Origin of the sequence: Chitinophaga sp. CB10 (assembly GCA_001870995.2) — a bacterium.
Taxonomy (GTDB): domain Bacteria; phylum Bacteroidota; class Bacteroidia; order Chitinophagales; family Chitinophagaceae; genus Chitinophaga.
Window position 1 is genome coordinate 247,888 of sequence record MLAV02000008.1, and the last position, 26,397, is coordinate 274,284.

At 51.1% G+C, this 26,397-nt stretch carries 22 protein-coding genes; 7 read left to right on the forward strand and 15 right to left on the reverse strand.

From position 1 onward, the window contains the following. Window positions 1–33: 33 nt before the first annotated feature. Window positions 34–783 carry a hypothetical protein gene (locus tag BOC67_RS13850; protein WP_291910940.1) on the forward strand — a complete coding sequence of 250 codons (750 nt, stop codon included), beginning with the start codon at window positions 34–36 and terminating at the stop codon, window positions 781–783. Window positions 784–842: 59 nt separating this feature from the next. Here BOC67_RS13850 and BOC67_RS13855 read toward each other — a convergent pair whose 3' ends face one another. From BOC67_RS13855 to leuS, 3 genes are all read right to left on the reverse strand, one after another. Beyond that, window positions 843–1,694: an endonuclease/exonuclease/phosphatase family protein gene (locus BOC67_RS13855; RefSeq protein ID WP_291910941.1), complete on the reverse strand. Its 852-nt coding sequence runs from the start codon at window positions 1,692–1,694 to the stop codon at window positions 843–845. Window positions 1,695–1,815: 121 nt separating this feature from the next. Continuing rightward, on the reverse strand, window positions 1,816–2,502 hold the full coding sequence (locus BOC67_RS13860; RefSeq protein WP_291910942.1) for a peptidoglycan DD-metalloendopeptidase family protein: 687 nt from the start codon (window positions 2,500–2,502) through the stop codon (window positions 1,816–1,818). Window positions 2,503–2,606: 104 nt separating this feature from the next. Beyond that, window positions 2,607–5,372, reverse strand: a complete 2,766-nt coding sequence (gene leuS / locus BOC67_RS13865) for a leucine--tRNA ligase (protein ID WP_291910943.1) — start codon at window positions 5,370–5,372, stop codon at window positions 2,607–2,609. Window positions 5,373–5,626: 254 nt separating this feature from the next. Here leuS and BOC67_RS13870 point away from each other — a divergent pair, with 254 nt between their 5' ends. The 3 genes from BOC67_RS13870 (at window position 5,627) to BOC67_RS13880 (ending at window position 7,681) form a co-directional block, all read left to right on the forward strand. Further along, a complete protein-coding gene (locus BOC67_RS13870) occupies window positions 5,627–6,499 on the forward strand; it encodes an ABC transporter permease (protein ID WP_291910944.1) in 873 nt (290 codons plus the stop codon). Between the two features lie 32 nt (window positions 6,500–6,531). Beyond that, entirely contained in the window at window positions 6,532–6,792 is a 261-nt protein-coding gene (locus BOC67_RS13875; protein ID WP_291910945.1) for a DUF3098 domain-containing protein, read from the forward strand. Between the two features lie 88 nt (window positions 6,793–6,880). Further along, on the forward strand, window positions 6,881–7,681 hold the full coding sequence (locus BOC67_RS13880; RefSeq protein ID WP_291910946.1) for an undecaprenyl-diphosphate phosphatase: 801 nt from the start codon (window positions 6,881–6,883) through the stop codon (window positions 7,679–7,681). A 55-nt stretch (window positions 7,682–7,736) separates the two neighbouring features. Here BOC67_RS13880 and BOC67_RS13885 read toward each other — a convergent pair whose 3' ends face one another. Together BOC67_RS13885 and tsaE are read right to left on the reverse strand one after the other, a co-directional pair. Beyond that, entirely contained in the window at window positions 7,737–8,954 is a 1,218-nt protein-coding gene (locus BOC67_RS13885) for an alanine dehydrogenase (RefSeq protein ID WP_291910947.1), read from the reverse strand. A 48-nt stretch (window positions 8,955–9,002) separates the two neighbouring features. Beyond that, the gene (gene tsaE, locus BOC67_RS13890; RefSeq protein WP_291910948.1) at window positions 9,003–9,440 is read right to left on the reverse strand and encodes a tRNA (adenosine(37)-N6)-threonylcarbamoyltransferase complex ATPase subunit type 1 TsaE; all 438 of its coding nucleotides are present in this window, start codon (window positions 9,438–9,440) and stop codon (window positions 9,003–9,005) included. Window positions 9,441–9,601: 161 nt separating this feature from the next. Between tsaE and BOC67_RS13895 the strand changes: the two genes are divergently transcribed. Further along, window positions 9,602–11,707, forward strand: coding sequence for a cation-translocating P-type ATPase (locus tag BOC67_RS13895; protein WP_291910949.1), 2,106 nt, complete (start codon window positions 9,602–9,604; stop codon window positions 11,705–11,707). Window positions 11,708–11,743: 36 nt separating this feature from the next. Next, entirely contained in the window at window positions 11,744–13,642 is a 1,899-nt protein-coding gene (locus tag BOC67_RS13900) for an ATP-dependent DNA helicase RecQ (protein ID WP_291910950.1), read from the forward strand. A gap of 150 nt (window positions 13,643–13,792) precedes the next feature. On the opposite strand, the gene BOC67_RS13905 is transcribed toward BOC67_RS13900, so the two are convergent. The 10 genes from BOC67_RS13905 to BOC67_RS13950 form a co-directional block, all read right to left on the reverse strand. Beyond that, window positions 13,793–14,842, reverse strand: coding sequence for a Gfo/Idh/MocA family oxidoreductase (locus tag BOC67_RS13905; protein WP_291910951.1), 1,050 nt, complete (start codon window positions 14,840–14,842; stop codon window positions 13,793–13,795). A 24-nt stretch (window positions 14,843–14,866) separates the two neighbouring features. Beyond that, window positions 14,867–16,423, reverse strand: a complete 1,557-nt coding sequence (locus tag BOC67_RS13910; RefSeq protein WP_291910952.1) for a helicase HerA-like domain-containing protein — start codon at window positions 16,421–16,423, stop codon at window positions 14,867–14,869. A gap of 184 nt (window positions 16,424–16,607) precedes the next feature. After that, window positions 16,608–16,988, reverse strand: a complete 381-nt coding sequence (locus BOC67_RS13915) for a co-chaperone GroES family protein (RefSeq protein WP_073083996.1) — start codon at window positions 16,986–16,988, stop codon at window positions 16,608–16,610. Between the two features lie 79 nt (window positions 16,989–17,067). Next, window positions 17,068–17,907, reverse strand: a complete 840-nt coding sequence (locus BOC67_RS13920; RefSeq protein WP_291910953.1) for an MBL fold metallo-hydrolase — start codon at window positions 17,905–17,907, stop codon at window positions 17,068–17,070. Window positions 17,908–17,909: 2 nt separating this feature from the next. Next, complete coding sequence (locus tag BOC67_RS13925; RefSeq protein WP_291910954.1) at window positions 17,910–19,220, reverse strand: MFS transporter; 1,311 nt, start codon at window positions 19,218–19,220, stop codon at window positions 17,910–17,912. 71 nt (window positions 19,221–19,291) lie between these two features. Further along, on the reverse strand, window positions 19,292–19,909 hold the full coding sequence (locus BOC67_RS13930; protein ID WP_291910955.1) for an ABC transporter ATP-binding protein: 618 nt from the start codon (window positions 19,907–19,909) through the stop codon (window positions 19,292–19,294). Next, window positions 19,893–20,693 carry an acyl-ACP--UDP-N-acetylglucosamine O-acyltransferase gene (gene lpxA / locus BOC67_RS13935; protein ID WP_291910956.1) on the reverse strand — a complete coding sequence of 267 codons (801 nt, stop codon included), beginning with the start codon at window positions 20,691–20,693 and terminating at the stop codon, window positions 19,893–19,895. The genes BOC67_RS13930 and lpxA overlap by 17 nt, the downstream gene beginning before the upstream one ends. A 5-nt stretch (window positions 20,694–20,698) precedes the next feature. Next, complete coding sequence (locus BOC67_RS13940; protein ID WP_291910958.1) at window positions 20,699–22,117, reverse strand: bifunctional UDP-3-O-[3-hydroxymyristoyl] N-acetylglucosamine deacetylase/3-hydroxyacyl-ACP dehydratase; 1,419 nt, start codon at window positions 22,115–22,117, stop codon at window positions 20,699–20,701. Between the two features lie 39 nt (window positions 22,118–22,156). Next, on the reverse strand, window positions 22,157–23,206 hold the full coding sequence (lpxD, locus tag BOC67_RS13945) for a UDP-3-O-(3-hydroxymyristoyl)glucosamine N-acyltransferase (RefSeq protein WP_291910959.1): 1,050 nt from the start codon (window positions 23,204–23,206) through the stop codon (window positions 22,157–22,159). A 70-nt stretch (window positions 23,207–23,276) separates the two neighbouring features. Further along, the gene (locus BOC67_RS13950; protein WP_291910960.1) at window positions 23,277–24,521 is read right to left on the reverse strand and encodes an HD domain-containing protein; all 1,245 of its coding nucleotides are present in this window, start codon (window positions 24,519–24,521) and stop codon (window positions 23,277–23,279) included. 306 nt (window positions 24,522–24,827) lie between these two features. On the opposite strand from BOC67_RS13950, the gene BOC67_RS13955 reads away from it, so the two are divergent. Beyond that, complete coding sequence (locus BOC67_RS13955; RefSeq protein ID WP_291910961.1) at window positions 24,828–26,381, forward strand: response regulator; 1,554 nt, start codon at window positions 24,828–24,830, stop codon at window positions 26,379–26,381. Window positions 26,382–26,397 lie beyond the last annotated feature (16 nt).

Here is a 26,397-nt window from a genome sequence, read left to right on the forward strand (position 1 = left end):
CTATACGAAAGATTTTATTAAAACCATATCAAAATGAAAACCAGAATTCTCCAAATGTGCGCTACTGCGGGCATGGCAGCCCTACTGTTTGTAGCATGTAACACTGAAATGACTGAGCCGAGTCAACCACCAATTGATGATAAGAATGCGGCCAGCGTCAACTATGAGCTAGAGCAAATCGGGCCATCCACATCACTTTCGGCGGATGCTACGGGTCGTTTATCCACCATCACGGGGGACGCCTCCATGGCGCGTTCCGGCGGGTTCGACATCACATGGGATACCGCCGTTGCCAGACTGAAGCAAATAACGTTTGAGGCTAAACGAGGAAAAGACGAAGTTGAATTCAAACTGAAAACTGACCGTTATGTGGACCTGCTGGCGATTCCCAGTCAGCTCGGTACCATTAAACTGCCGCTGGGTACTTACCAGCAGGTAAGAGTAAGCGCACTGGTAGAAGGAGATAAGAAGAATCCTGCCGTGGTGCTGAAAGGCCGCCTGACCTGGGATGGCAAGGATATCCCGATGGATATTCAGCTATCCGGTTCCATCTCCCTGAAAGCGCAGGGTAAAGATGTAGTGGTGACAGACAGCAGCATTGTATGGAAAGGTAAACTCCAACTTTCTATGGACCTGCTGATCAGCAAGCTGCAGGTGGGCGATTTCACCGGTTCATTTGTAAACGGAAAGATCACTATCAACGTAGATATCAATACCTCTGTACACGACAAGATCAAAGGCGCTGCAGAAAGCAGCATGACTGTTGAGCATACGCATGATTAACTATAAAAAGGAGTATTAAGGCCATAGCCCGTGCGGGTTATGGCCTTGTGCTTTATCGCTTATTTCATGCGCAGTACGGAGAATACGGAGAAGTGGTCAGAGGCGTATCTGCCGCCCCAGCTTTCAGAGATCGTTGCATGTTTTAACACCTCCACATTCCCTTTCAGGAAAATATAATCGATCGGCGCAGGCTCCGCCTCGCCCTGTTTCCAGCCGTTGAAAGTGCCAACAGGACCGAAGTGTGGCGTTTTACTCTTGCTTTTACTGTCGGTGAGAGATAAAGGGTCACTAACGTTAGTGATTACACGAATAGGCTCGTCATCCGGCGTGGCGTTGAAATCCCCGGTAATAATGGCCGCTGTTTTGCCGGCAATGTCATGTACCTTTTGCAGCAGGAGCTTCGCGCTTTCCCTGCGGGCAACCTTGCCCATGTGGTCAAAATGGGTATTGAAATGGTAGAATATCTTTCCGCTTTTCCTGTCCTTAAACTTACCATAGGTAACGATGCGGGTAATGGCGGCATCCCAGCCTTTGGAGCCCGGCACGGCAGGCGTTTCAGAGAGCCAGAAGGTTTGTTGATCCAACACCTGCAGCCTCGCGGTATCGTAGAAAATAGCTGAAAATTCCCCCTTCGTTTTACCGTCATCTCTCCCCACCCCGATATATTTATAACCTGGTAACAGCTGCTGTAAATCCAGCATCTGGTCGTATAACGCTTCCTGTACACCGAGGGTGTTTACCTCGAAGAACTGCACGGTAGCGGCTACTTTATCCTTGCGGTATGGCCAGGCGTTCAGGCTGTCGTGCGGGGTATTCATGCGGATGTTAAACGACATTACATGCAGGGGCTGTTGCGCAAATGCAGCGCAGCCGGCCAGCAAAAATAAAAGGACGGTAACGGCTTTTTTCATTAGTCAATCGATTTAGCAGGTAAAAATAAGTAAGGAGGATGGAAACGCATGTTATTTTTACACTAACGGATGGTATGCGTTAATGCTTGCATGCCGACCAATATTTAGCTGGCAGTATTCCCTACCGGATAAACCGGTTCAACTGTAAAATCAAATCCGGGTCCGGGCAATTTACCAGGTACTTCTCTCTTTCGCTATACCGGCAAACACCGGGATAATCCCCCCGGTATGACCCGATGTTTTCAATAATCTGGAAATGCAGATGCGGCGGCCACCCGCCATTTTCCGACGGCAGCCCGAACCAGGCCAGCTGCTGCCCGGCAATGACCGGCATGTTTTCGTACAGCCCCTGCAGGTTGGAGAGGCTCATATGCCCGTACAGGGTGTGAAACGTATAGCCTTCCAGGGTATGCTGCAGGATAATGGTTGCGCCGTAATCCCCAAAGTGGTCGTTGAAGCGGAAGCTATGCACATGCCCGTTTAAAGGCACAAACACCGGCGTGCCGGCATCGCCCCATACATCCGTGCCCAGGTGCAGGCGGCGCGGCTCTTCCCCGGCGTCGAAGTGCGGACTGACGGAATAGATGGTGCGGTGTTCCCCATAGCCGCCTATGCCCAGCCGGTAGCCGTTATTGTGCAGGGTTTGCTGTATGTAGGTGCAGAATTTATCAATATCGTGCAGCACACTGTTGGTGAGCGAGGTATTGTTGCGTGTAAAGTCCATCGCCAGCAAAGGCTCAGCGGGCTCCAGTAATGCGATTACCGGTTGGAAGGAGCTTTGATATTTCTCAAGAATATCTTTCAGCATAAATAGGGACGCCCTTGATGGGCTGCTAAATATACAAAACTTAAATGGATGACCAACGGCCATCCATTTAAGTTTCGTTTTATCGTGCGCGGATGACGGCGGTTTTACACCACCAGGTTGATCATCCTTCCTTTTACAATAATCACGCGTTTAGGCGCCTTTCCGTCCAACAGCTTCTGCACGGTTTCGTTGGCCAGTACGGCGGCTTCCAGTGCGGCGTTGTCCAGATCGAGGCCCAGGCTCATCTCGGTTTTGGTTTTACCGTTGAGGGCAATCGGATACGTGAAATTGCTCTCTTTGGTGTATTCCTCTTTATACACCGGGTATGGCGCGTTGAGGATGCTTTCGTTGAAACCGATCAGCTGCCACAACTCTTCGGCCACGTGCGGCGCGTAAGGCGCCAGCAGGATCAGCACTGATTCCAGGATGTTGCGTTTGCGGCAACCGATAGAGGTAAGGTCGTTCACGCAGATCATGAATGCGCTCACGGCCGTGTTGAAGGAGAAGGTATTGGTAGCGCTGTCGATTTTATGGATAGCGGTGTGCAGTATCTTCAGTTCCTCCGGGGTAGGATTTTCGTCGGTCACCACCACGCCTTTCTGCTCGTCCACAAACAGGCGCCAGAGTTTTTTCAGGAAGCGGTGTACGCCTTCAATACCTTTGGTATCCCATGGTTTGGACTGTTCTACCGGGCCGAGGAACATTTCGTACATCCGGAAGGTATCGGCGCCGTACTTCTCTACGAGGTCGTTCGGGTTGACGGTATTGAACTTGCTCTTACTCATCTTCTCCACTTCCTGGCCGCAGATGTACTGGCCGTCTTCGAGGAGGAAGGTGGCGCCGGCAAATTCTTCCCGCCATTTTTTGAAGGCTTCGGTATCCAGGACCAGGCCGTCCACGATGTTTACGTCCACGTGCAGTTTATCGGTTTCGTACTGGTCTTTCAGGCCATGGGAAACGAACTGGTTGGTACCATGGATGCGGTACACAAAGCGGGAGGAGCCCTGGATCATACCCTGGTTGATCAGCTGTTTGAACGGCTCCTGGAAGCCGATGTAACCGAGGTCGTACAGGACTTTCGTCCACATACGGGAGTAGAGGAGGTGGCCTACGGCATGTTCCGTACCGCCTACATAAACATCCACCTGGTTCCAGTAGTCGGTGACCTTGCGATCCGCGAAGGTATGGGTATTGTGCGGGTCCATATAGCGGAGGAAGTACCAGCTGCTGCCGGCATATCCCGGCATGGTGTTGGTTTCCCGCTTAACGCCCGGGGCAATGTTCACCCAGTCGGTGATATTGGCCAGCGGGCCTTCTCCTTCCGGTCCCGGTTTATAGTTTTCCACATGGGGGAGTTCCAGTGGCAGGTCTTTTTCGTCGATGGCGTAAGGCACCCCGTCTTTATATACGATAGGGAATGGTTCGCCCCAGTAGCGCTGGCGGCTGAAGCCTGCGTCGCGCATTTTGTAATTGATCTGGCGGCGGCCGATGCCCATTTCTTCCAGTTTATCGATCACCAGGTCCGCTGCGGTGCGCATGTCGACACCGTTGAGGAAGCCGCTGTTTTGCAGGATGGCGTCCTTGGTGGGATTGGCTTCCGTGCCGTTGAATCCTTCCCCGATAATGTTGGTGATGGGGAGATGGAAATGCTGGGCAAAGTTGAAGTCGCGCTGGTCGCCACAAGGCACCGCCATGATAGCGCCGGTGCCATAGCCCGCCAGTACGTATTCAGCTATCCAGATGGGCACTTCGCGGCCATCGAACGGGTTGATGGCGTAGGCGCCGGTAAAGCAGCCGGTTACCTGTTTTACTTCGGACATGCGTTCCCGTTCGGAGCGGCTCTGCACGTATTCCAGGTAGGCGTCGATGGCGGCTTTCTGTTCAGGCGTGGTAATTTTTTGTACCAGCTCGTGTTCAGGAGCGATAACCATGAAGTCGACCCCGAAGATGGTATCCGGGCGGGTGGTATATACTTCTACCTTTTCGTCGGAGTTTTTAATCGCGAATTTTATTTCGGCGCCCTGGCTCTTACCGATCCAGTTGCGTTGCATTTCTTTCATGGCTTCGCTGAACTCCACGGTTTCCAGGCCATCCAGCAGGCGGTTGGCATATTCAGTGATGCGCAGGAACCACTGGCGCATTTTCTTTTTTACCACGGGGTAGCCGCCGCGTTCACTCACGCCGTTCACTACCTCGTCGTTGGCCAGTACGGTGCCCAGCGCCGCGCACCAGTTTACTTCCGCATAGGCGAGGAAGGCGAGGCGGTACTGCATGAGGATTTCGCGTTGTTCCTTTTCGGAATAGCTTTTCCACTGTTCAGCGGTGAACTGGATGGTACGGTCGCCCGGGCAGGGATTGCCGGCATTCCCATCTTTTTCAAAGGCGGCGATCAGCGTCCGGATGGGCTCCGCTTTCTGGGTATTGCGGTTGTACCAGCTTTCGAACAGCTGGAGGAAGATCCACTGCGTCCATTTGTAATAGGAGGGGTCGCTGGTATTGATCTCACGGGACCAGTCGTACGAAAAGCCAATGTTATCCAGCTGTTCCCGGAAGGTTTTGATGTTTTTGGCGGTGGTAACAGCGGGGTGCTGGCCGGTTTCCAGAGCGTATTGTTCTGCCGGCAGGCCAAAGGCATCGTAACCCATGGTATGTAGTACGTTATATCCTTTTAGTCTTTTATAACGCGCATAGATATCCGTAGAGATGTAGCCCAGCGGGTGGCCAACGTGCAGCCCCGCGCCGGAGGGATAGGGGAACATGTCCAGCACGTAGCACTTGGGCTTGCTGCTGTCATTCTTTACCTGGTAAACCTTTGAGTGTACCCATTGTTCCTGCCATTTTTTTTCAATAGCCCTGAAATTGTATTCCATATAATTGCAGATGAGTGATTAACAGGCTGATGTACAATACATCCTGCCCTAATCACGTTATCAAAGTAAATTTAATATGTTGATCCGGCTGTAAAGGGCCGTTTTAGCAAAATAATGTTAAATTCATTAATACAACAATGATGAACCCTTACAACTTTTTATATTGCCGCCGGGAAACACCCTGGTGTTTTGGCTGGCAAAATTAAACACATAACGTCTAATTTTTATTATTTTCGCCGATAAACAACAGATTAATGGCTCAATCAGGAAGATCATCAGCAAAGAAGTCGAAACCCTCTTACCTGTACTCCATCATCGGAGTGGCCCTGGTACTTTTCCTGCTGGGAACCCTTGGATTGGTGGTGATACATGCGAATAAGCTGAGTAAGTACTTTAAGGAAAGTATTGAAGTACAGGTTATTTTAAGGGATAATGTGAAAGAAGCCCAGGCGATTGCCCTGCGGGATTCTATCGCGGCAAAGCCATATGTAAAATCTATTGAATATGTTTCCAAGGAAGAAGCTGCAAGGCGCTTCCAGAAGGAATTCGGGGAAGATTTCATCAACCTGCTGGAATATAACCCGCTGTATGCCAGCATCAACGTAAAGGCGAATGCCAATTATGTGAATGCGGACAGTTTAAGGGTCATTGAAAACAAACTGACGCAGCAGAATATTGTGCGGGAGGTTTCCTATCAGCGTACGCTGGTGAGCAAACTGAATGAAAACGTACAGCGTATAGGCCTGATCGTTTTAATCATTTGCGGCATCCTTTGCCTGGCAGTGGTGTTCCTGATCGACAATACCATCCGCCTGGCGATGTTCTCCAACCGCTTCCTGATCAAAACCATGCAGATGGTGGGGGCTACCCGCTGGTTCATCGCCAAGCCGTTTGATGTACGCAGTATCATCAATGGCGCCATCAGTGCGATAGTGGCCATTGCCGGCCTGCTGGCCATGCTGTCCTTTGCGGATAAGGTATTACCGGAGCTGAACGGCATGCGGGATGATATGATGATAGGGGTGCTTTTCCTGGGAATGATCATCATCGGCATTGCCATCTCCCTGTTCAGCACGCACCGCTCCGTGATGAAGTACCTGCGGCTCAAACTGGACGACCTTTACTAAACTGATTATAAAAAGATATTAATAACAAAACAATGGTGAAACCAACACAAAATGAGGATCAACTGGTCGAAGACCGTTCCATCTTCCCTAAGGAGAACTACCGTTACATGCAGATAGGCATTGCCGTGGTGATCATAGGATTCCTGCTGATGAAAGGCGGTAAATCGCCGGATGCCAATACTTTTAATATCGATGACGTGTACAGCTTCCGTCGTATCACCCTGGCGCCAATTGTGATTGTACTCGGCCTGCTGATAGAAGTATATGCTATCATGCGCCGTCCTAAAAAATAATGGCTTACCAACATTACTTTATTTCCCTATAGCGATGAACCATTCAGCTCATCGCTTTTTTTTTCACTATTAACCATATTAATTTTTCATGACGCTTTTTCAGGCTATCATTATTGCGATAGTAGAAGGATTGACGGAGTTTCTCCCGGTATCTTCCACCGGCCATATGATCATCGTAAGCTCTTTGCTGGGCATCAATAAGGATGAATTCACGAAACTGTTTGAGGTATGTATCCAGCTGGGAGCCATCCTGGCGGTGGTGGTGCTGTATTGGAAAAAGTTCCTGGTATTCGATAAAAACAGGCTCAACTTTTACATCAAACTTTTTGTGGCGGTATTGCCGGCGCTGATCTGCGGTTACCTGTTCAGCGATTTCATTGACCAGATGCTGGAAAGTCCGCTCACGGTGGGTATTACCCTCTTCCTCGGGGGCATCGTACTGCTTTTTGTGGATAACTGGTTCAAGTACCCCGTTATTGATACGGACGAGAAGATAAGCCTGTTCACGGCCCTGCGCATTGGCTTTTACCAGTGCATTGCCATGATCCCCGGCGTGAGCCGCAGCGCGGCCTCCATCATAGGCGGTATGCAGCAAAAGCTTACCCGCAATGTGGCGGCGGAATTCTCCTTTTTCCTGGCGGTGCCTACCATGGCGGCTGCTACCGGTTATAAAATATTAAAGGGGCGGGAGCTGCTCATGGCGCACCCGGATAAGCTGAACCTGCTGCTGATAGGCAACCTCGTAGCCTTCGTAGTAGCGATGATCGCCATCAAATTCTTTATTGACTCCCTGAAGAAGTTCGGATTTAAAATGTGGGGGTATTACCGGATTCTCGTAGGTTTGGCGATCATCATTGCCATACTGATGGGCTACAAACTGGAAATATAAAACATTGCACCTGATAGTAAAAGGGTCCGGCGCTCGCTGCGCCGGACCCTTTTACTTATCCCTTCACTGCCAGCAGCAGTTCCAGGTCGGTATATTTCAACTTGAATTTTTCGCTCAGGTGGTAGTTGGTAAGGGCGCCCTTGTAGAGATATATACCATTTCGTACGCCGCGCTTGATCCATACGAGGTTTTCAAACCCGCCATCGTCCGCCGCTTCCACCAGCAACGGCATCAGCACGTTGGAAATAGCTTCTGAAGCGGTTCTCGCAAAGCCGGATGGAATGTTGGGCACGCAGTAATGCACGACGTCGTACTTTTTGAACACAGGATTTTCATGCGTGGTAATTTCAGAAGTCTCAAAGCAGCCACCCCGGTCAATACTCACATCTACAATCACAGACCCCGCTTTCATATTACTCACCATGGATTCCGTTACCACGATCGGCGTACGGCCGCTTTGGCTGGAAAGCGCGCCCACGGCTACATCCGCATTACGCAGCTGCTCCGCCAGCACTTTGGGATGTATCACGGAAGTGAATACACGTACCCCGATATTATTCTGTAAACGTTTGAGCTTATAGATGTTGTTATCGAATACCTTTACGGACGCGCCCAGTGCCAGCGCGGTTCTTGCGGCAAATTCCCCGACGATGCCCGCGCCGATGATCACCACTTTGGTAGGCGGGATGCCGGTGATACCACCGAGCAGGATGCCTTTCCCCTTGTTGTCGTTACTGAGGTACTGACCGGCGATCAGCATCACGGCGCCCCCGGCAATTTCACTCATGGCCCGTACAATAGGATAGGTGCCCGCATCGTCTTTCAGGTTTTCGAAAGAGAGGAGGGTAATCCGTTTGTCCATCATCTTTTGCACCTGGTACGCTTTGAGGGCAGCCAGGTGGATCGGTGAAATGACGATCTGGTGCGGATGCAGCAGTTCTATCTCTTCATCGGTGAGGGGAGCGGATTTGAGAATGATCTCTGCTTTGAATACTTCCTTGCGGTCGTACACTATTTCGGCGCCTGCCTCTGAATAATCAGTGTCGTAGTAGTGGCTTGCATCGCCGGCCTTATGCTCCACCACAATATGATGGCCTTGCGCCGCCAGAATGCTTACTGCATCCGGCGTCAGGGCGATGCGATTTTCCTGGAAAGAAGATTCTTTTGGGATACCGATAAATAAACGTGAATTTTTGGTTGGTATGTCCAGCGTTTCTTCCAGCGGTGAATAACTAAAGCCAGCACTCACTACAGGTTTTTGCCTTTGCTCCATACGGTCAGAGTTGTTGTTCTTTTTTAAAAGGTAACTATCAAAGATACATCATTTGTTCCGTGTGCCCGCTTCGGTCAGCTGCCTTTTTTGGTCAGCCAGCACACGCAACTCCAGGTGTACCGTATCTTCCGGTAATATGGAGGCAATTACCTCCGGCCATTCTACAAAACTCACCGCATCCTGGTAAATAGTATCCTCCACGCCGGCCGTAATAGCCTCATCTTCATCCCTTAACCTGTATAAATCCAAATGGTAGATCCGGCGGGTATTGCCGGCAGCATCGCGGTAATTATATTCGTTGATGATGGAAAAGGTAGGACTGGCAGTTGTGTCTTCCACGCCAGCCGCTGCGCAAAGCGCTTTTACCAATGTGGTTTTACCTGCGCCCATCGGACCGTCCAGGGTAAAAACCTTCTTATCTCCATATTGCCTCCAGAAATCCTTCGCTATTTCCGGTAGTTCATCCAGTGAAAATGTCCATTGCATCAACAAATTTATCGCATTTTTTGCCTATTGGTAATGCCTGTTTGTATGTGTATTTGCTTTATTCATAAGTGATTATTTATTAATTAGATGTACGCGTTTTGATGCCATGTTGCATTAATAATTTCCACACGAAAACTATACAGCGGTACCTTTGTGTTAAGATGACACCAATAAGTTGCAAGGTAGAAGGTATGCATTGCACGAATTGTGCGCTTAGTGTATCCAAATACCTGGAGAAAAAAGGAATGCAGGAAGTGAACGTCAGTTTTGCCACTGAAGAAGTCAGCTTTACCCTGCCAGCCGGCGAAGATGCCACCGCCGTACTCGAAGGAATTAACCAGATGGGCTTCCGGGTTGTAACACCGGACGCTGCGCCGTCCAAAGTGTCGCCCTACAGCACCCTCTCGTTTAAGTTTATATTTTGCCTGGTATTCACCTTACCCCTGATGCTGCACATGTGGGTCAGCTGGCCATGGCTGCATAACCCCTACGTACAGCTGGCGCTCACCCTGCCGGTGTACGTCACCGGCATGCTGCACTTCGGTAAAAGCGCCATCCGCAGCCTGATGAACCGCATGGCCAATATGGACGTGCTGGTGACCCTCGGCGCTACCGCCGCGTTTGTGTACAGCTTTGTAGGTACCATCATCTACCAGGACCATTCTTACCTCTTTTACGAAACCACTGCCGCCATTTTAACCCTGGTGTTCCTCGGCAACTGGCTGGAAGAACGCTCCGTGAAGCAAACCACCTCCGCTATTATGGACCTGGCAAAAATGCAGGTAACCACGGCGCGACTCATACACGTCGAAAACGGGCATGAACATATTCATGAGGTAGACAACCGCACCCTCAAAACAGGAGATTGCGTGCTTGTGAATACCGGCGATAAAATACCGATGGACGGCACAGTGTACTGGGGCAACGGCCTCGTAAACGAATCCATGATCACCGGGGAAAGCATGCCCGTAGCCAAAAAAGAAAAGGACAAAGTCATAGGCGGTACCATCCTGGAAGATGGCAGCGTGAAAATATTCATTACCGCCACCGGCAAGGATACCGTGCTGTCCTACATCATTGAGCTGGTAAAACAGGCGCAGAACGATAAGCCGCCCATGCAAAAGCTGGCGGACCGCATCAGCGCCATTTTTGTGCCGCTGGTGCTTTCCATTGCCCTGCTTACTTTCCTCGGCTGGTACTTTGTTGGCCACACCTCTTTCGGTACAGCCATGATGCGGGGTATAGCCGTACTCGTTATAGCCTGCCCCTGCGCGATGGGACTGGCCACGCCGGCAGCCGTCATGGTAGGCCTGGGGCGCGCCGCTAAAAATGGCATCCTCATCAAAGGCGGCCATACATTGGAACTCTTTAAGGACATCCGGCAGATCGTATTTGATAAAACCGGCACCCTCACCACCGGCAAACTCCAGCTCGGCGCTTACCACTACGAACAGCTGACGGAAACGGAATTCAAACAGGTGGTGTATAGCCTGGAAAAATATTCTTCCCACCCCATTGCCCGCTCTATCGTGCAGCAGTGGAAATCCGCCGGGGAATACCCCCTGCAACAGGTCCGGGAGCATAAAGGCCTCGGCATGCGCGCCAGCGATAAAGCCGGTAATGAATGGCAGCTGGGCTCCTTCAAAATGGCCGGCAGCGCCGCTACGGACGATAGTCACCAGCTATACCTGCTGAAAAACGGCGTACTCCTGGGCTGGATCGACTTTATCGACGAGGTGCGCCCGGAAGCGGCTACCGTGGTGGCGGAGCTGGTGAAAATGGGTATTAAACCCATCCTCCTCAGTGGCGACTCCTCCCGCAAATGCCGGGAGCTGGCCGCACAGCTGGGCATTACGGAAGTTTATGCAGAGCAAAGCCCCGCGCAGAAACTGCAGCAAATCACCACCCTCATGCAAACCGCGCCCACGGCCATGGTCGGCGATGGCATCAACGATGCGCCCGCCTTGTCCAAAGCAACTATCGGCATCTCCCTCAGCGATGCCACGCAGGTAGCCATGCAAAGCGCCAACGTAGTACTGCTGAATAACCACCTGGGCGCGCTGCCGCTGGCGCTGGGCCTGGGCAAGCATACTTATCTCACCATAAAGCAAAACCTCTTCTGGGCCTTTATCTACAACATCATCGCCATTCCGTTTGCCGCGCTGGGATTCCTGAATCCTATCATGGGCGCGGGCGTCATGGGGCTCTCCGATGTAATCCTGGCGGTGAACTCAGTAAGGCTGCGCTACAAAAGAGTCGTCAATTAATGGTAAATTGCGGGTACACCAACACCAACGTATATATTGGAGCCAGTAGACGTACTTAAGCAATATTGGGGATATGAGCAGTTCCGGCCTTTACAGGAAGATATCGTAAGATCGGTGCTGGAAGGGAATGACACGCTTGCATTACTGCCTACCGGTGGAGGTAAATCCATCTGCTTCCAGGTGCCGGCCATGATGAAACCCGGCCTCTGTTTGGTGATTACGCCGCTCATCGCGCTGATGAAAGACCAGGTGGCCAACCTGAAACGCCGCGGCATCAGCGCTTACTGCATTTATTCCGGCATGCACTATAAGGACGTGGAGCGCGCCATGGAAGCGGCCCGCCGCGGACGTTGCAAATTCCTCTACGTATCGCCGGAACGCCTGCAAAGCAAATTGTTCCAAACCTATTGCGACGGCCTCACCGTCAACCTCATTGCAGTGGACGAAGCGCACTGTATCTCCCAGTGGGGCTACGATTTCCGCCCTGCCTACCTGCAGGTGGCGGATATACGCAGTTACTTCCCGGAAACGCCCGTGCTGGCGCTTACCGCCTCCGCTACGCCGAAGGTGCAGACGGACATCTGCGATAAACTGCTGATGAAGGAGGCGCGCATCTTCCGCAAATCCTTTGCCCGCCCCAATCTCAGCTACAGCGTGCTGGAAGAAACCACTAAAATTGATAAAATAAAACATATCCTGGACCGCGTGCCCGGCAGCGGTATTGTGTATTGCCGCAACCGGAAGCGTACCCGGGAAATCGCCAACCTGCTGCAGTTACAGGGCATTGCCGCCAGTTATTACCACGCCGGGCTCCCCCAGGCGGAAAGGGCGCAGCGCCAGGAGGACTGGATCAATAACAGCACCCGCGTAATGGTTTGTACCAACGCCTTCGGCATGGGGATCGACAAGCCGGACGTGCGCGTGGTCGTGCATTACGACGCGCCGGACAGCCTGGAGGCTTATTACCAGGAGGCAGGGCGCGCCGGCCGCGATGAGGACAAGGCCTACGCCGTGCTGCTCTGGAACGAGGAGGAACTAACGGAAATGCATGCACGCGTTGCCCTGCAGTTCCCTACGCTGGAGCAAATCAGGGAGGTTTACCAATGCATCGTCAACTACCTGCAGGTGCCGGTAGGCGCAGGGGAAGGCGTGTATTATGATTTTGATATCAACGATTTTGCGAAAGTATTTCAGCTCAACCTCACCATTGCCTACAGCGCCATCCGGCTGCTGGAGCAGGAAGGCATCCTGCAGGTGAGCGAAAGCGTGTTGCTGCCTTCCCGCGGGGAGTTTGTTACCAACAAGGCTACCCTGTACGAGTTTGAAGACGCCTATCCCGCGCTGGCGGAGCTTATACAAACCCTGCTGCGCACCTACGAAGGCATTTTTGATACGGCCGTTCCCATCTACGAAAGGCAGATCAGCCGGCTGCTGCTGATTGAAGAGGATGAGATACAAGCGATGCTGCAACAGCTGCACCAGTTCGGGATCATGAAGTATTACCCCCGCCGGGATGAGCCACAGCTCTGCTTCTTGCAGGAACGCGTGTCCGCCGCCAACCTGCGGGTCAATATGGCCCGTGTGGAAGTGCGGCGCAAAGTATATACCGACCGGCTGGAAGCGGCTTTTTCGTATGTCCGTAACAGTGATACCTGCCGTACCCAGTTGCTGGTGCAGTATTTCGGGGAAACCGGTACGCCTCCCTGCGGCGTGTGCGATACCTGTCTTAAAAAGAAAGCGGCGGCGCTGGATGCGGCGGCATTTAAACGTATATCCGATCACGTTATATCGCTCCTGGCCGCTCCGGTGAGCATTGCCGCGGTGGAATCGCAGCTGGCGGATGTCAGCCGGGCTAACCTGATGGAGGTCCTCCAATTTTTGGAGCGTGAAGGGTTGATTGGGAGAGATGAAGAAGGCCGGCTGTTGAAGCGTTAGTACGTCCGAAGGACGGGGAAGCCGGGAGGCTGCCGTATCACAGCAATGGCATGCTATGCGGCCACTGCCCCGTAAAACGTCATGCAGGGCGTAGCTACCTTTCGGTAATTGCCCTGCATGAAAAATGAATGTTGTTTATTGTCGCTGTCATTAATGAATGGGCACTACTTTGCCACTGTTGCTGCTTTCAAAGGCAGCCTCGATTACCCGCACCACGTTGGCGCCATCCACTGCCGGAACCGGATTGGGCGCGCCGTTCACAATTGCTTCATAGATACCGTTATAATAATCCATGTAATTGCCGTTGCCGCCGGGCACGTACTCTTTCACGGTTTTACCGTTGATGGTCGTGTGCAGCAGGCCCCATTCGTGCGGCGCTTCCGCGCCCCAGTCCGGACTGTTGGGCATCAGGCCGCGTTGCAGTTGCGCCTCCTGGATATCTGATTTGCTTTTGATGAAGGAACCAATGCGGCCATGCACCTGGTAGGCGGGCAGCGGCTCGCGCACCAGGTAGCTGGATTTCAGGCGCACGCGCAGGAAATCGTAATACAGCACCAGCTCGAAGTAATCGTCCACGATGGAATCCTTGCGGATGATGCGGATATCCGCCCAGAGCTTACGGGGCATGCCGAAGATGGTGAGCGCCTGATCGATCAGGTGGCTGCCCAGGTCGTACAATGCGCCGGTGCCGGGCAGGTTTTCTTCCTTATGTTTTTTATAACTCAGTTCTTCTTTAAAGCGGTCGTAATGCACTTCAAATTCCAGTACATCGCCGAGTACGCCGGAGTCGACCACGCTTTTCACTACTTTATAGTCGCTGTCGTAACGGCGGTTGTGATATACGCTCAGCAGCAATCCTTTGGAAGCGGCCAATTCAATCAATTCCTGCGCTTCCTGGTTGTGTACGGTGAAAGGTTTTTCCACGACTACATGCTTACCCGCGTCCAGGGCGGTTTTTGCGTAGTCGTAGTGGGTATAGTTGGGCGTATTTACCACGATCAGGTCCAGCGCAGGATCTTTGACCATATCATCCACAGATGCATAGACTTTTACGCCGGGATATTTAGCAGCCGCCAGGTGTTTGCTTCTTTCCACTACGGCGGTGAATTCGAAGTTTGGATTTACATGAATGAACGGTGCGTGAAAGATCTGTCCTGACATGCCAAAGGAGCATATACCCACCTTAATAACTTTACTCATGAGTTGCGAAAATGTTTATTGATGTTAAAACCAGCTTTTCTTTTTGCTGCTTCTGCCGCCGAGGCCGAGCGCGCCCAGCAGGCTGCGGGTGATCATGTTGGCGGCAGTGCGGCCTACCTGTCGTGCCACGCTGCTGTCCAGCACCTGGTCCAGCATGGATTTTTCCTCTTTTACCTTACCGCCTTTGGCTGGCGCCGCCGCCTGCTCCGCCGCTGTTTTTTCAGCCGCTTCCTGGAGTTTGGCGGTGAGTATTTCGTAAGCGCTCTGGCTGTCGATGGTTTCGCTGTACTTCTTCACCAGTTTGGAATTGGCTACCAGCGCGTCAATTTCGGCGGGCGTGAGCACGTCCATCCGGCTGCGCGGGGATACCAGCATGGTGGCCGCGAGTGGCGTAGGAACGCCTTTTTCGTCGAGGCAGGTGATGAGCGCCTGCCCGATTCCTATCTGGGTAAGCAGTTCATCGGTTTTATAAAATTCTGAAGTCGGGTAGTTTTCAGCGGTTTGTTTGATCGCTTTACGATCGTTGGCTGTAAAGGCGCGGAGGGCGTGCTGTACTTTCAAACCCAGCTGACCCAGTACGGATGGCGGTACATCCATCGGGTTTTGGGTACAGAAGAAGATGCCTACGCCTTTGGAGCGAATGAGTTTTACGATGGTTTCAATCTGTTTGAGGAGGGCGTCGCTGGCTTCGTTGAAGATGAGGTGGGCCTCGTCGATAAACATAACCAGCTTGGGTTTCTCCATATCGCCTTCTTCCGGCATGGTGGCGTACAGCTCTGCCAGCAGGCTAAGCATGAAGGTGGAAAAGAGTTTCGGTTTATCCTGGATATCGCTTACCCGGAGGATGGATACCATACCGCGGCCATCGTCGCTGATGCGCATGAGGTCATCTACTTCAAAGGATTTTTCCCCGAAGAAGAGGGTAGCGCCCTGCTGTTCCAGCTCTATCACTTTACGCAGCACGGTGCCGGTGGAGGTGGTGGAAATTTTTCCGTAGTCTTTTTCCAGTTCGGCTTTTCCTTCGTCGCTGGCGAATTGCAGCACCTTTTTGAAATCCTTGAGGTCCAGCAGCGGCAGCTTGTTATCGTCGCAGTATTTAAACAACATGGCTACCAGGCCGGCCTGGGTATCGTTCAGCTCCAATATTTTGGATAAGAGGATCGGGCCGAACTCACTAACGGTGGCGCGTAAACGAACGCCTTTTTCGTCGCTCAGGCTGAGCAATTCGGTAGGGTAGGCGGCCGGGCTCCATTTGCCACCGATCAGCTGGTAGCGCTCCTGTATCTTGGGGTTATCCGTGCCGGCGGCGGCAATACCACTCAGGTCCCCCTTGATGTCCATCAGGAGTACGGGTACGCTGGCATCGCTGAGGCCTTCCGCGATGATCTGTAAGGTTTTGGTTTTTCCGGTGCCGGTGGCGCCGGCGATCAAACCATGTCTGTTCATGGTTTTCAGTGGGAGGTTCACATCTGCGCCGGTAACAACTTCACCATCCAACATGGCGCAACCCAATTTGAAGTGTTCTCCTTTGAAAGTGTATCCTTTCTGAATGCTATCGAGAAATGCATCTTTATTGGACATGGCGTGCGATTTTTTATGAAGATAGTGAAATGGTTGCAGTTTTGTATCCCCGTTCAACGGGTTTAGGGGACGGCATTGCATAAGGGCGGGGCGGGCGCCGTGGAATGGCCCGCGTGGGTATTACGGCATAAAAAAAGCAGTTACTGCATCGCAGCAACTGCTTTTCCCCCCAAAAAAAAATTACTTAGAGATCTTCTTCTCTTTCCAGCATCAGTATAGCGCCCTGGGGCACGATATAATATTTTTCCTCCTGGTAAACCACTTCCGTAGAGCCGCTGAGCAGGAAGATGGCCAGGTCGCCTTCTTTGGCCTGCAGCGGAATATATTTGATTTTATCTTCTTCCGGTTTCCAGGCGTCATCTTCATCTACCGGTACCGGAATAGCATAACCCGGGCCGGTTTTGATCACGTAGCCCTGTTGTACCTTTTCCTTTTCCTGCACCCCGGGAGGGAGGTATAATCCGCTGGTAGTACGATCATGCGGCGTCGTAAGTTTGATCAGTACGCGGTCGCCCACTACGATCAGCTTTTTTAACTTATTATCCGGTGTGATATGTAATGCCATTGTGCTTATATTTTTCTACCCGTAACCTTATCAAATTTAATGCAGGAGCCCCGGGGAGTGACATAGTGACATATTCCCCCTACAAGGCGCTCAGTTTGAAGGTTTCGCCGGCCCTGATACCCTTTTCCGTTTGCTGCAGGTAGCAGCATTCATGGAGCGGGTCGTGCTCAAAAAACAAAATGTATTTATTGTCCAGCGCCTCCTGGAGGAATCGTTTCTTTTCCCCGAGGGTGGTCAGCGGAAACATGTCGTATGCCATTACATATGGCAGCGGAATATGCCCGATGGAAGGCAGGAGGTCCGCCATGTAGAGGATGGTTTGATCCTTATAACGCAGCTGCGGCAGCATCATGGCGTCCGTATGGCCGTTGACAAAACGGATCTGCATATGCTCCGTGAAAGCGACGCCTTCTTTGTGTTCCACGAATTTGAGCTGTCCGCTTTCCTGTATGGGCAGGATGTTTTCCTTCAGGAAGGAGGCTTTTTCCCTTTCATTGGGTTCGGTAGCCCATTTCCAGTGGTCGGCATTACTCCAGTAGGTCGCGTTTTTAAAGGCGGGCACGAGTTGATCGCCTTGCCGGACGATGCTGCCTCCGCAATGATCGAAGTGCAGGTGCGTGAGGAAGACGTCTGTAATATCATCCCGGTGGAAGCCGTGCGCAGCAAGGGATTTATCGAGTGTGTCCGTACCGTGGAGGTAGTAGTGGCTGAAAAATTTTGCGTCTTGTTTATCACCAATACCGTTGTCTACCAAAATCAGGCGTTTACCGTCTTCGATGAGCAGGCAGCGCATGGCCCAGGAGCAGAGGTTGTTCTCGTCGGCAGGATTGAGTTTATTCCAGATGGTTTTAGGCACTACGCCAAACATGGCGCCGCCGTCCAGTTTAAAGAAGCCGGTTTCTATGGTGTATAATTTCATCGCTATGCTTTTACCGAAGTTACATTTTCCTGATTTAACTGCCGCTGTTTGAGCAGGGCGGAGATGAGCCAGATCAGCCCGATCACAAAGAATACCACCAATGCCAGTACGGAGTTGCGGATATCTTTCGTATAGTCGTCGATATAGGCGAAGGAAGCCATACCGATGACGATGGCGATCTTTTCGGTGACGTCGTAGTAGCTGAAGAAGGAAGCGGTGTCGTGTGTTTCGGGCATCAGTTTGGCGTAGGTGGAGCGGCTCAGGGATTGAATGCCGCCCATTACGAGTCCTACCGCGCAGGCCAGGATATAGAAGTCCATCGGGGTTTTCATGCGGTATCCCATGATGCAGATCACGATCCAGAGGATCACGGTGGCTACCAGCACCGGCATGTTGCCGAAGCGGCCGGAGAGCCGGGCCATGGCCCATGCGCCGAACACCGCCACCACCTGAATGGCTACGACGGTGGCAATGAGGATGGAGCTTTCCAGGTTGAGGACTTTGCTGCCAAATACCGTAGCTGCCAGCATAACGGTTTGCACGCCCATGCTATAGAAGAAGAATGCGCGGAGGAAGCGTTTCAGCACGGGCATTACTTTTACCTGTGCGTACACTTTTTTCAGTTCTTTGATGCCTTCTGCTACGGCGTTGCCTTTGGGACGTTCTGCCACCGGCCTGGATGCCGGCAGCCGTTTGAAGGTAATGAGGGCAAAGCCCAGCCACCAGATGCCTACCAGCAGGAAGGTGAACTGTACGGCTTTCCCGTCCGTCATGCCGAAGGGCTTGAAGGTAACGAGGGCAAAGCCCACCAGCTGCATCAGTACGGAGCCGATATAGCCCATGGCAAAGCCTTTGGCGGAAACGCGGTCCCTGTCTTCCGGGGCTGCAATTTCCGGCAGGTAGGAGTTATAGAATACCAGGCCTCCGCAATAGCCCATGGTGGCCAGCAGGAAGAAGATAACGCCCCAGCTGAGGTTTGATTCATTGAAGTTATACAGCGCGCTGCAGGAGAGGGAGCCGAGTATGGTAAAGAAAATAAGGAAGTTCTTTTTGTTGCCCCTGGTATCCGCAATGGAGGATAGCACGGGGGAGGAGATGGCTACCAGCAGGTAGGCCAGTGCGGTGGTATAGTTGTAGAGCGCGGAGTTTTGGAATTTGCGCCCCAGGAAAGTGACGATACCGTTGGTGTTACCCTGGGTAACCGCCAGGAAGTAGATAGGGAAGAAGGTAGTAGTGATCACCAGGTTGTACACCGAGTTGGCCCAGTCGTACATGGCCCAGCCGTTAATGACCTTTTTATTGGCAGTTTGCATGCTCGTGTTCAGCTTTTATAGAGAACGAAGATATAATAAAAGCTGAATGGTCAAATGCCGGGAATCGGGGATTATTTATAATCGCTGATGCGGATCAGGTGCTTACACATGAAGTATTCGCGCTCATCGTTGGAGCTGACGATGATGAGGCGGTTGCCGCCGTAATCGTTGATGAGTTGCTGGTAAAGGCTGGTGCCGGCTGCATCGAGGTTGGTGCAGGGCTCGTCCAGGAAGAGTACGGGCACATCGGAAAAGATGGCCAGAGCCAGTTTGGTACGTTGCTTCATCCCGGAGGAGAAGTGGCGTATCTGTTTGTGGGCGGCCTTTTCCAGGCCAACCAGTTCCATGGCTTTTTTGGGGGTAATGCCTGGCCGGAAGTTTTTGAACTGAAGGTGGAACTGTATGAGCTCCGTCAGGGTCAGTTCTTCTATGAGCTCCAGGTAGGGAGCGGCGATAGCGCAATACCGGAAGAATTCATCGTTGGGGATGATTCCTTCCGGTGCGCTGTATTGTATGGCGCCTTCATTTTGCTGAATGGCGCCACTTATAACCTGTAGCAGTGTGGATTTACCGGAGCCGTTGGGGCCCAGTATAGCGTATCTCTCACCAGCCTGAAAGGTAAGGTGTACCCGACGGAAGATCCAGTCGTAGTTAAATCGCTTGCCTGCCTGGTTAAGAGATATCGTCATTGGAACGGGAGGTATAACCTTTCATAATGCCTCTGCCGGAATCACGGATGAAGGAGAGAATTTCATCTCTTTCATCGGTAGCAGGAAATTCTGCTTCAATGATGCTGATGGCTTTGGAGAGTTTATAACCTTTTACGAAGATCACCCTGTAGATATCCAGTATATGGTTGATTTTATCGAGGGAGAAGCCTCTTCTTTTCAAACCAACGGAGTTCACGCCTACATAGGACAGTGGTTCGCGGGCAGCCTTTACGTAAGGCGGCACATCTTTGCGAACAAGGGAACCACCGGTCACAAAGGCATGGTCGCCGATCTTACAGAACTGCTGTACGGCTACCATACCGGCCAGTACTACGTGATTACCAACGGTAATATGCCCGGCCAGGGTGGTATTGTTGGAGAATACGCAATAATTACCTACTTCGCAGTCGTGTGCGATATGGCTGTAAGCCATGATGAGGCAGTTGTTACCGATAACAGTTTTCCATTTATCCTTTGTACCACGGTTGATGGTTACAAATTCACGAATGGTAGTGTTGTTACCAATTTCAACGGTTGTTTCTTCACCCGCATATTTTAAATCCTGAGGGATAGCAGAAATAACGGCGCCCGGAAAGATGCGGCAGTTGCTGCCGATACGTGCACCTTCCATGATGGTAACGTTGGAACCAATCCAGGTGCCTTCACCTATTTCAACGTTCTTGTGAATTACAGTAAATGGATCAATTTTTACATTAGGAGCCACTTTGGCATCCGGATGTATATATGTAAGCGGGTGGATCATTGCTGTTATTTGCTCTCTCTTGTTTTAATAATTTGTGCTATCATATCAGCTTCGGTAGCTACCTTATTGCCGATGAATACTGTTCCCCGCATTTCAACTAATCCTCTTCTGATTGGGCTCAGCAATTCCATTTTCAGGATCATGGTATCACCCGGTACAACTTTCTGTTTGAATTTACAGTTGTCGATTTTCAGGAAGTAAGTATCGTAATTCTGTGGGTCCGGAACGCGGTTCAGGGCCAGGATACCACCTACCTGCGCGAGTGCTTCCAGCTGGAGTACGCCCGGCATTACCGGGTTGTTAGGGAAGTGCCCCTGGAAGAAGTGTTCGTTGAAGGTAACATTTTTGATACCTACTACCTGTTCTTCTCCCAGCTCGATGATCTTATCGATCAGCAGCATCGGGTACCTGTGCGGCAGGGTTCTTTCGATGCGTGGCGTATCGAAGATAGGCGGCTGGTTGGGATCGTACACCGGTACGCCCTGGTTGTGTTTATTCTTTTTGATGTACGCTTTGATCTTACGTGCAAATTCCACGTTTGAAGCGTGACCCGGGCGGTTGGCGATGATATGCGCCTTGATAGGGTAACCGATCAGGGCGAGGTCGCCTATAACGTCCAGGAGTTTATGACGGGCTGGTTCGTTAGGGAAACGCAGCTCGATGTTGTTGAGGATACCTTCCCGCTGTACCGCCATGGTTTCGCGGTTGAAGGCTTTTGCCAGGCGGGTCATATCGTCTTCATTCACCGGGCGGTCTACCACCACGATGGCGTTGTTGATATCGCCGCCTTTGATCAGGTTGTTGTTCAGCAGGTATTCCAGCTCGTGCAGGAAGCAGAAGGTGCGGGAGGAGGCAATTTCATCTCTGAATTGCTCCAGGCCTTTCATTTTCGCGTGCTGGGTGCCGAGTACAGGGCTGTTGAAATCGATCAGGCAGGTGATGCTATAATTGATCGCAGGCAGCGCCACCATTTCTACCTTTTTCTGCTCATCGTAATAAGTGATGTTGGTATCGATGGTATAATAGATCTTTTTGGCGTCCTGGTCCAGGATTCCAGTTTTTTCGATGGCTTCGATAAATGGCATGGAACTACCGTCCATGATAGGAATTTCCGGGCCATCCAGTTCGATCAGTACGTTGTCCACACCGGTGCCTACGAGGGCTGCCAGCAGGTGTTCTACGGTGCTTACGCGTGCCCCGTTGTGTTCCAGCGTGGTGCCTCTTGCGGTGTCTACTACGTAGTCCACATCTGCTTTTACAACTGGCTGGTTGGGCAGGTCTACACGTTGAAATTTGATCCCGAAGCCTGGTGATGCCGGCTTAAGCGTCATATTCACACTGGCTCCAGTGTGTAAACCAACGCCTGAAATGCTGATCTCGCCTTTCAGGGTGTGCTGGTTCTCCAACTGTTGATTTTCCATCATAATTATCTAATGTATAACTGTTTCCTCTTCAATTAGTAATTAAACACCTGCTTTTTCCTGCAGCAGTTGTTTTACCATTTCCTCCAATTCTTTAACCCGCTTTTCAAGGTCCGGCAAATTTCTAAAAATTGCCTGACTTTTCAGCGAACTTTTATAATCGTACGCCGGGGAGCCGGTGAGGGAGGAGTTAGGAGTGGTAATGGATTTGGACAATCCGCTCTGGGCGTTGATCTTGGTGCCATCGGCGATATGGATGTGTCCGACCATACCTACCTGGCCGCCGATCACGCAGTTTTTACCGATTTTGGTACTGCCGGAAACGCCGGTTTGGGCTGCGATAACGGTGTTGGTTCCGATATCCACGTTGTGGGCTACCTGGATCAGGTTGTCCAGCTTAACGCCTTTCTGGATAATGGTGGAGCCCATGGTTGCGCGGTCGATGGTGGTATTGGCGCCGATTTCCACGTCGTCGTGGATTACCACGTTGCCAATCTGTGGCACCTTCTTATAGGAACCATCCGGCTGCGGCGCAAAGCCAAAGCCGTCGCCCCCGATTACGCATCCTGCATGGAGCATCACACGGCTGCCTACCACGCAGTTTTCATATACTTTTACGCCGGGGTAAAGGACGGAATCGTCGTTTACGATCACATTATCGCCCAGGTACACGCCCGGATAGATCTTTACGTTATTACCCAGCACCACGTTTTCGCCGAGGTATGCAAACGCGCCGATAAATACGTTTTCGCCCAGCTTCACGGAAGCGGGAACGTAGGAAGGCTGCTGAATGCCGGCTTTATTGCTGGTCAGTTGGCGGTATTTTTCCAGCAGCAGCGCCATGCTACTGTATGCGTCCTTCACCCGGATGAGTGTCGGGCTGATGGGACGTTCGATTACCAGGCTTTCGTTGACGAGCAGGATAGAGGCGCTGGTGGTATAAAGAAACTCTTCGTACTTAGGATTTGCTATGAAACTGAGCATCCCTTCGCCGGCTTCTTCGATTTTGGCGATATTACTCACTTTCACATCCGGATTCCCCTCCAGCTTACCATCCAGCATGGTAGCTAATTGTAATGCGCTAAACTGCATAGTTTAAAATTGTAATAGTTTTTCAGGCTACATCTGTTGATATAAACTCTTTTTCATATGCTTTAGTGCCTTATACGGTACCGTTAGCCTGAATTTTTGGATGACAAATGTAGAATTTTTTTACCGGTATAGCCAGTGTATGGCTAATCAGTGCATTGTCGATTGAGGAAATGTCTTTCACAGTTCCGTCTTTGAAAAGGATGTTAATCTTTTCGTCGTTTATATTGTATGCCCGCAGTGTGGCAGCGTCTGAGAATACAAAATAGTCAAGATCCGGCCCGGAAATATTCCATTTTTGTGCTACTTGTTTCTTCAACATAGCCAGGGAATTGTCGTCAAATGGTTCGTGACTGAGCACCACCTTAAACAACTGCCTGTTGATCAGCCAGCTACATAATAACGAAAGTACGGGGTCTTTATGTGTGGTCCACACCTTGATAGCCCCCAGAATATCGTAATCATCCAGCCTGCAGAACATTTTCAGGCATTCCGGGCCCTGTTCGAAATTATCCTTTGTGATGGAGTGGTAAAGAAAATACTCCAGCGCCGGGCTGCAGAACAGCTTTTCGCCGGCCTGGGCCAGCTTTTTGGCGCGGATGAGTATCTTTACCAGCATATTTTCGGCGCTGAGCACAGTTTTGTGCAGGTACACCTGCCAGTACATCAGTCGCCTCGCTATAATGAACTTCTCGATGGAATAAATCCCTTTTTCCTCCACCATCAGCTCCCCGTGATGCACGGTGAGCATCTTGATGATCCTGTCGTAGCTGATTACCCCTTCGGAAACGCCTGTAAAAAAGCTGTCCCGGTTCAGGTAATCCATCCTATCTACATCTAACTGACTGGAAACCAGTTGATGCAGGAATTTTTTATGGTACCGGCCATTGAAAATATCTATCGTCAGGGAAAGTGCGCCATCCATTTCCCGGTTCAGGGCTTCCATCAGCCATTGGGAGATGGCTTCATGCGAAACGCCCTCTATGATGCCGTTTTCAAGTGCGTGGGAGTAAGGCCCATGGCCTATATCATGCAATAATATCGCCATTTTTGAGGCCACTTCCTCTGCGGGTGTGATGTCTACCCCCTTACTCTTCAACTCCTGCAAAGCCCCGCACATGAGGTGGTAGGCGCCCAGGCTGTGATGAAACCTGGTATGTACCGCCCCCGGATATACGAGGTGGGCCAGCGCCATCTGGTGAATGCGGCGAAGCCGCTGGTAGTATGGATGGGAGATGAGCGTAAGAATCAACGGGTGATCTATGGTAATAAAGCCATACACCGGATCATTAACAATTTTTCGCTTGCTGTCGGTCATTGCAGTTAATTATTCAATCCAAACGGTTTTTCCACACCCTAATCCTTGGTAGTTACAAAACTACATCAGGAAATATATTATATGTAATATTTTAATAGGTATGACGCCCGGGGGAGTCTTTACCCCTATAAAAAATTTTATCTGCGAAGGTAAATAACTTTATGACCCGCCCCTATTTTTAACGGCTTCATTTTGCAGTTCGGGGTGGTTTTTAACATATAATTTCACTCCTGTGACAGTGGGGGAATGATTTTTGACAAAAAAATGGGTTAATTTTCTGTTTTAACGCACGTCTTAATACTAACTATGAGCCAGATAAATATACTATGGGTAGACGATGAAATAGAGTCCCTGAAATCCCAGATCATTTTCCTCGAAAGTAAAGGTTATAAAGTATCCGCCCTTACCAATGGCTACGATGCGCTGGAATTTCTGAAGGACCAGGTGGTGGACGTAGTGCTGCTCGACGAATCGATGCCCGGTATTACCGGCCTGGAAACCCTGGGGAAGATCAAGGAGATCGACCAGCAGATACCCGTAGTCATGATCACCAAAAATGAAGCGGAAAACGTGATGGACGATGCGATTGGCTCACAGATCACGGATTATCTTATCAAGCCCGTAAACCCCAACCAGGTACTTTTATCGCTCAAAAAAATAATCGACAATAAACGGCTGGTGGCGGAAAAGACCACCAGCGCCTATCAGCAGCAATTCCGCACGCTGTTTATGGCGCTCAATTCCAATCCGGATTATAACGAGTGGATGGATATTTATAAAAAACTGGTGTATTGGGAGATGGAAATGTCCAAGACGGACAGCCCCGAGATGCTGGAAGTTTTCAATACGCAAAAAGCCGAGGCCAACACGGAATTTGCCAAGTATATCAGCCGTAACTACGCGGACTGGCTCCATCCCAAAGCCCAGGATGCGCCGGTGATGTCCCATACGCTGTTCCGCGACAAGATCGTGCCCATGCTGGACCCTTCCACGCCCAACGTCTTTCTCCTGATCGATAACCTGCGGTACGACCAGTTCAAGGCCATCCTGCCCATTTTCCAGGAATCCTTCCGGCTCGTGGAAGAAGATACTTTTTACAGCATTTTGCCTACCAGCACGCAATACAGCCGTAACGCCATATTTGCCGGCCTTTTGCCCATTGATATTGAGCAAAAGTTCCCGCAGGAATGGAAAAACGACGATGAGGAGGGCGGTAAGAATTTATACGAGGAGAAGTTTTTTGCCGCACAGCTGCAGCGCCTGCGGATGGATAGCCGGTTCTCCTACACCAAAGTCGTCAACCATGCGGACGCGCAGCAAATGCTGAGCAATATCCATAACATACTCGACTACCCGCTCAGCATCATTGTGTACAACTTTGTAGATATGCTCAGTCATGCCCGCACGGAAATGGAAGTATTGAAGGAGCTGGCTGGCGATGAAACCTCTTACCGCTCCATCACGGCATCGTGGTTTGAGCATAGTCCGTTGCACCAGGCGCTGAAAAGACTGAGCGATAAAAAGATTAACCTGATCATTGCCACGGATCATGGCAGCGTGCGGGTGAAAACGCCGGTGAAGGTCATTGGCGACAAGCAGACGACGACCAACCTGCGTTATAAACATGGGCGCAACCTCAACTATGATCCAAAAGAAGTACTGGCTTTCCGCGATCCGAAAGATGCGGGATTGCCCAGGCCGAATGTAAACTCCTCCTATATTTTCGCCCGCGAAGATGGCTATCTCTGCTATCCGAATAATTATAACTATTTCGTCAACTACTACCGCAATACCTTCCAGCACGGAGGGATTTCGCTGGAAGAAATGATTGTGCCGGTAGCAAGGATGGTGTCTAAATAATCGGATGCTAAAGCGC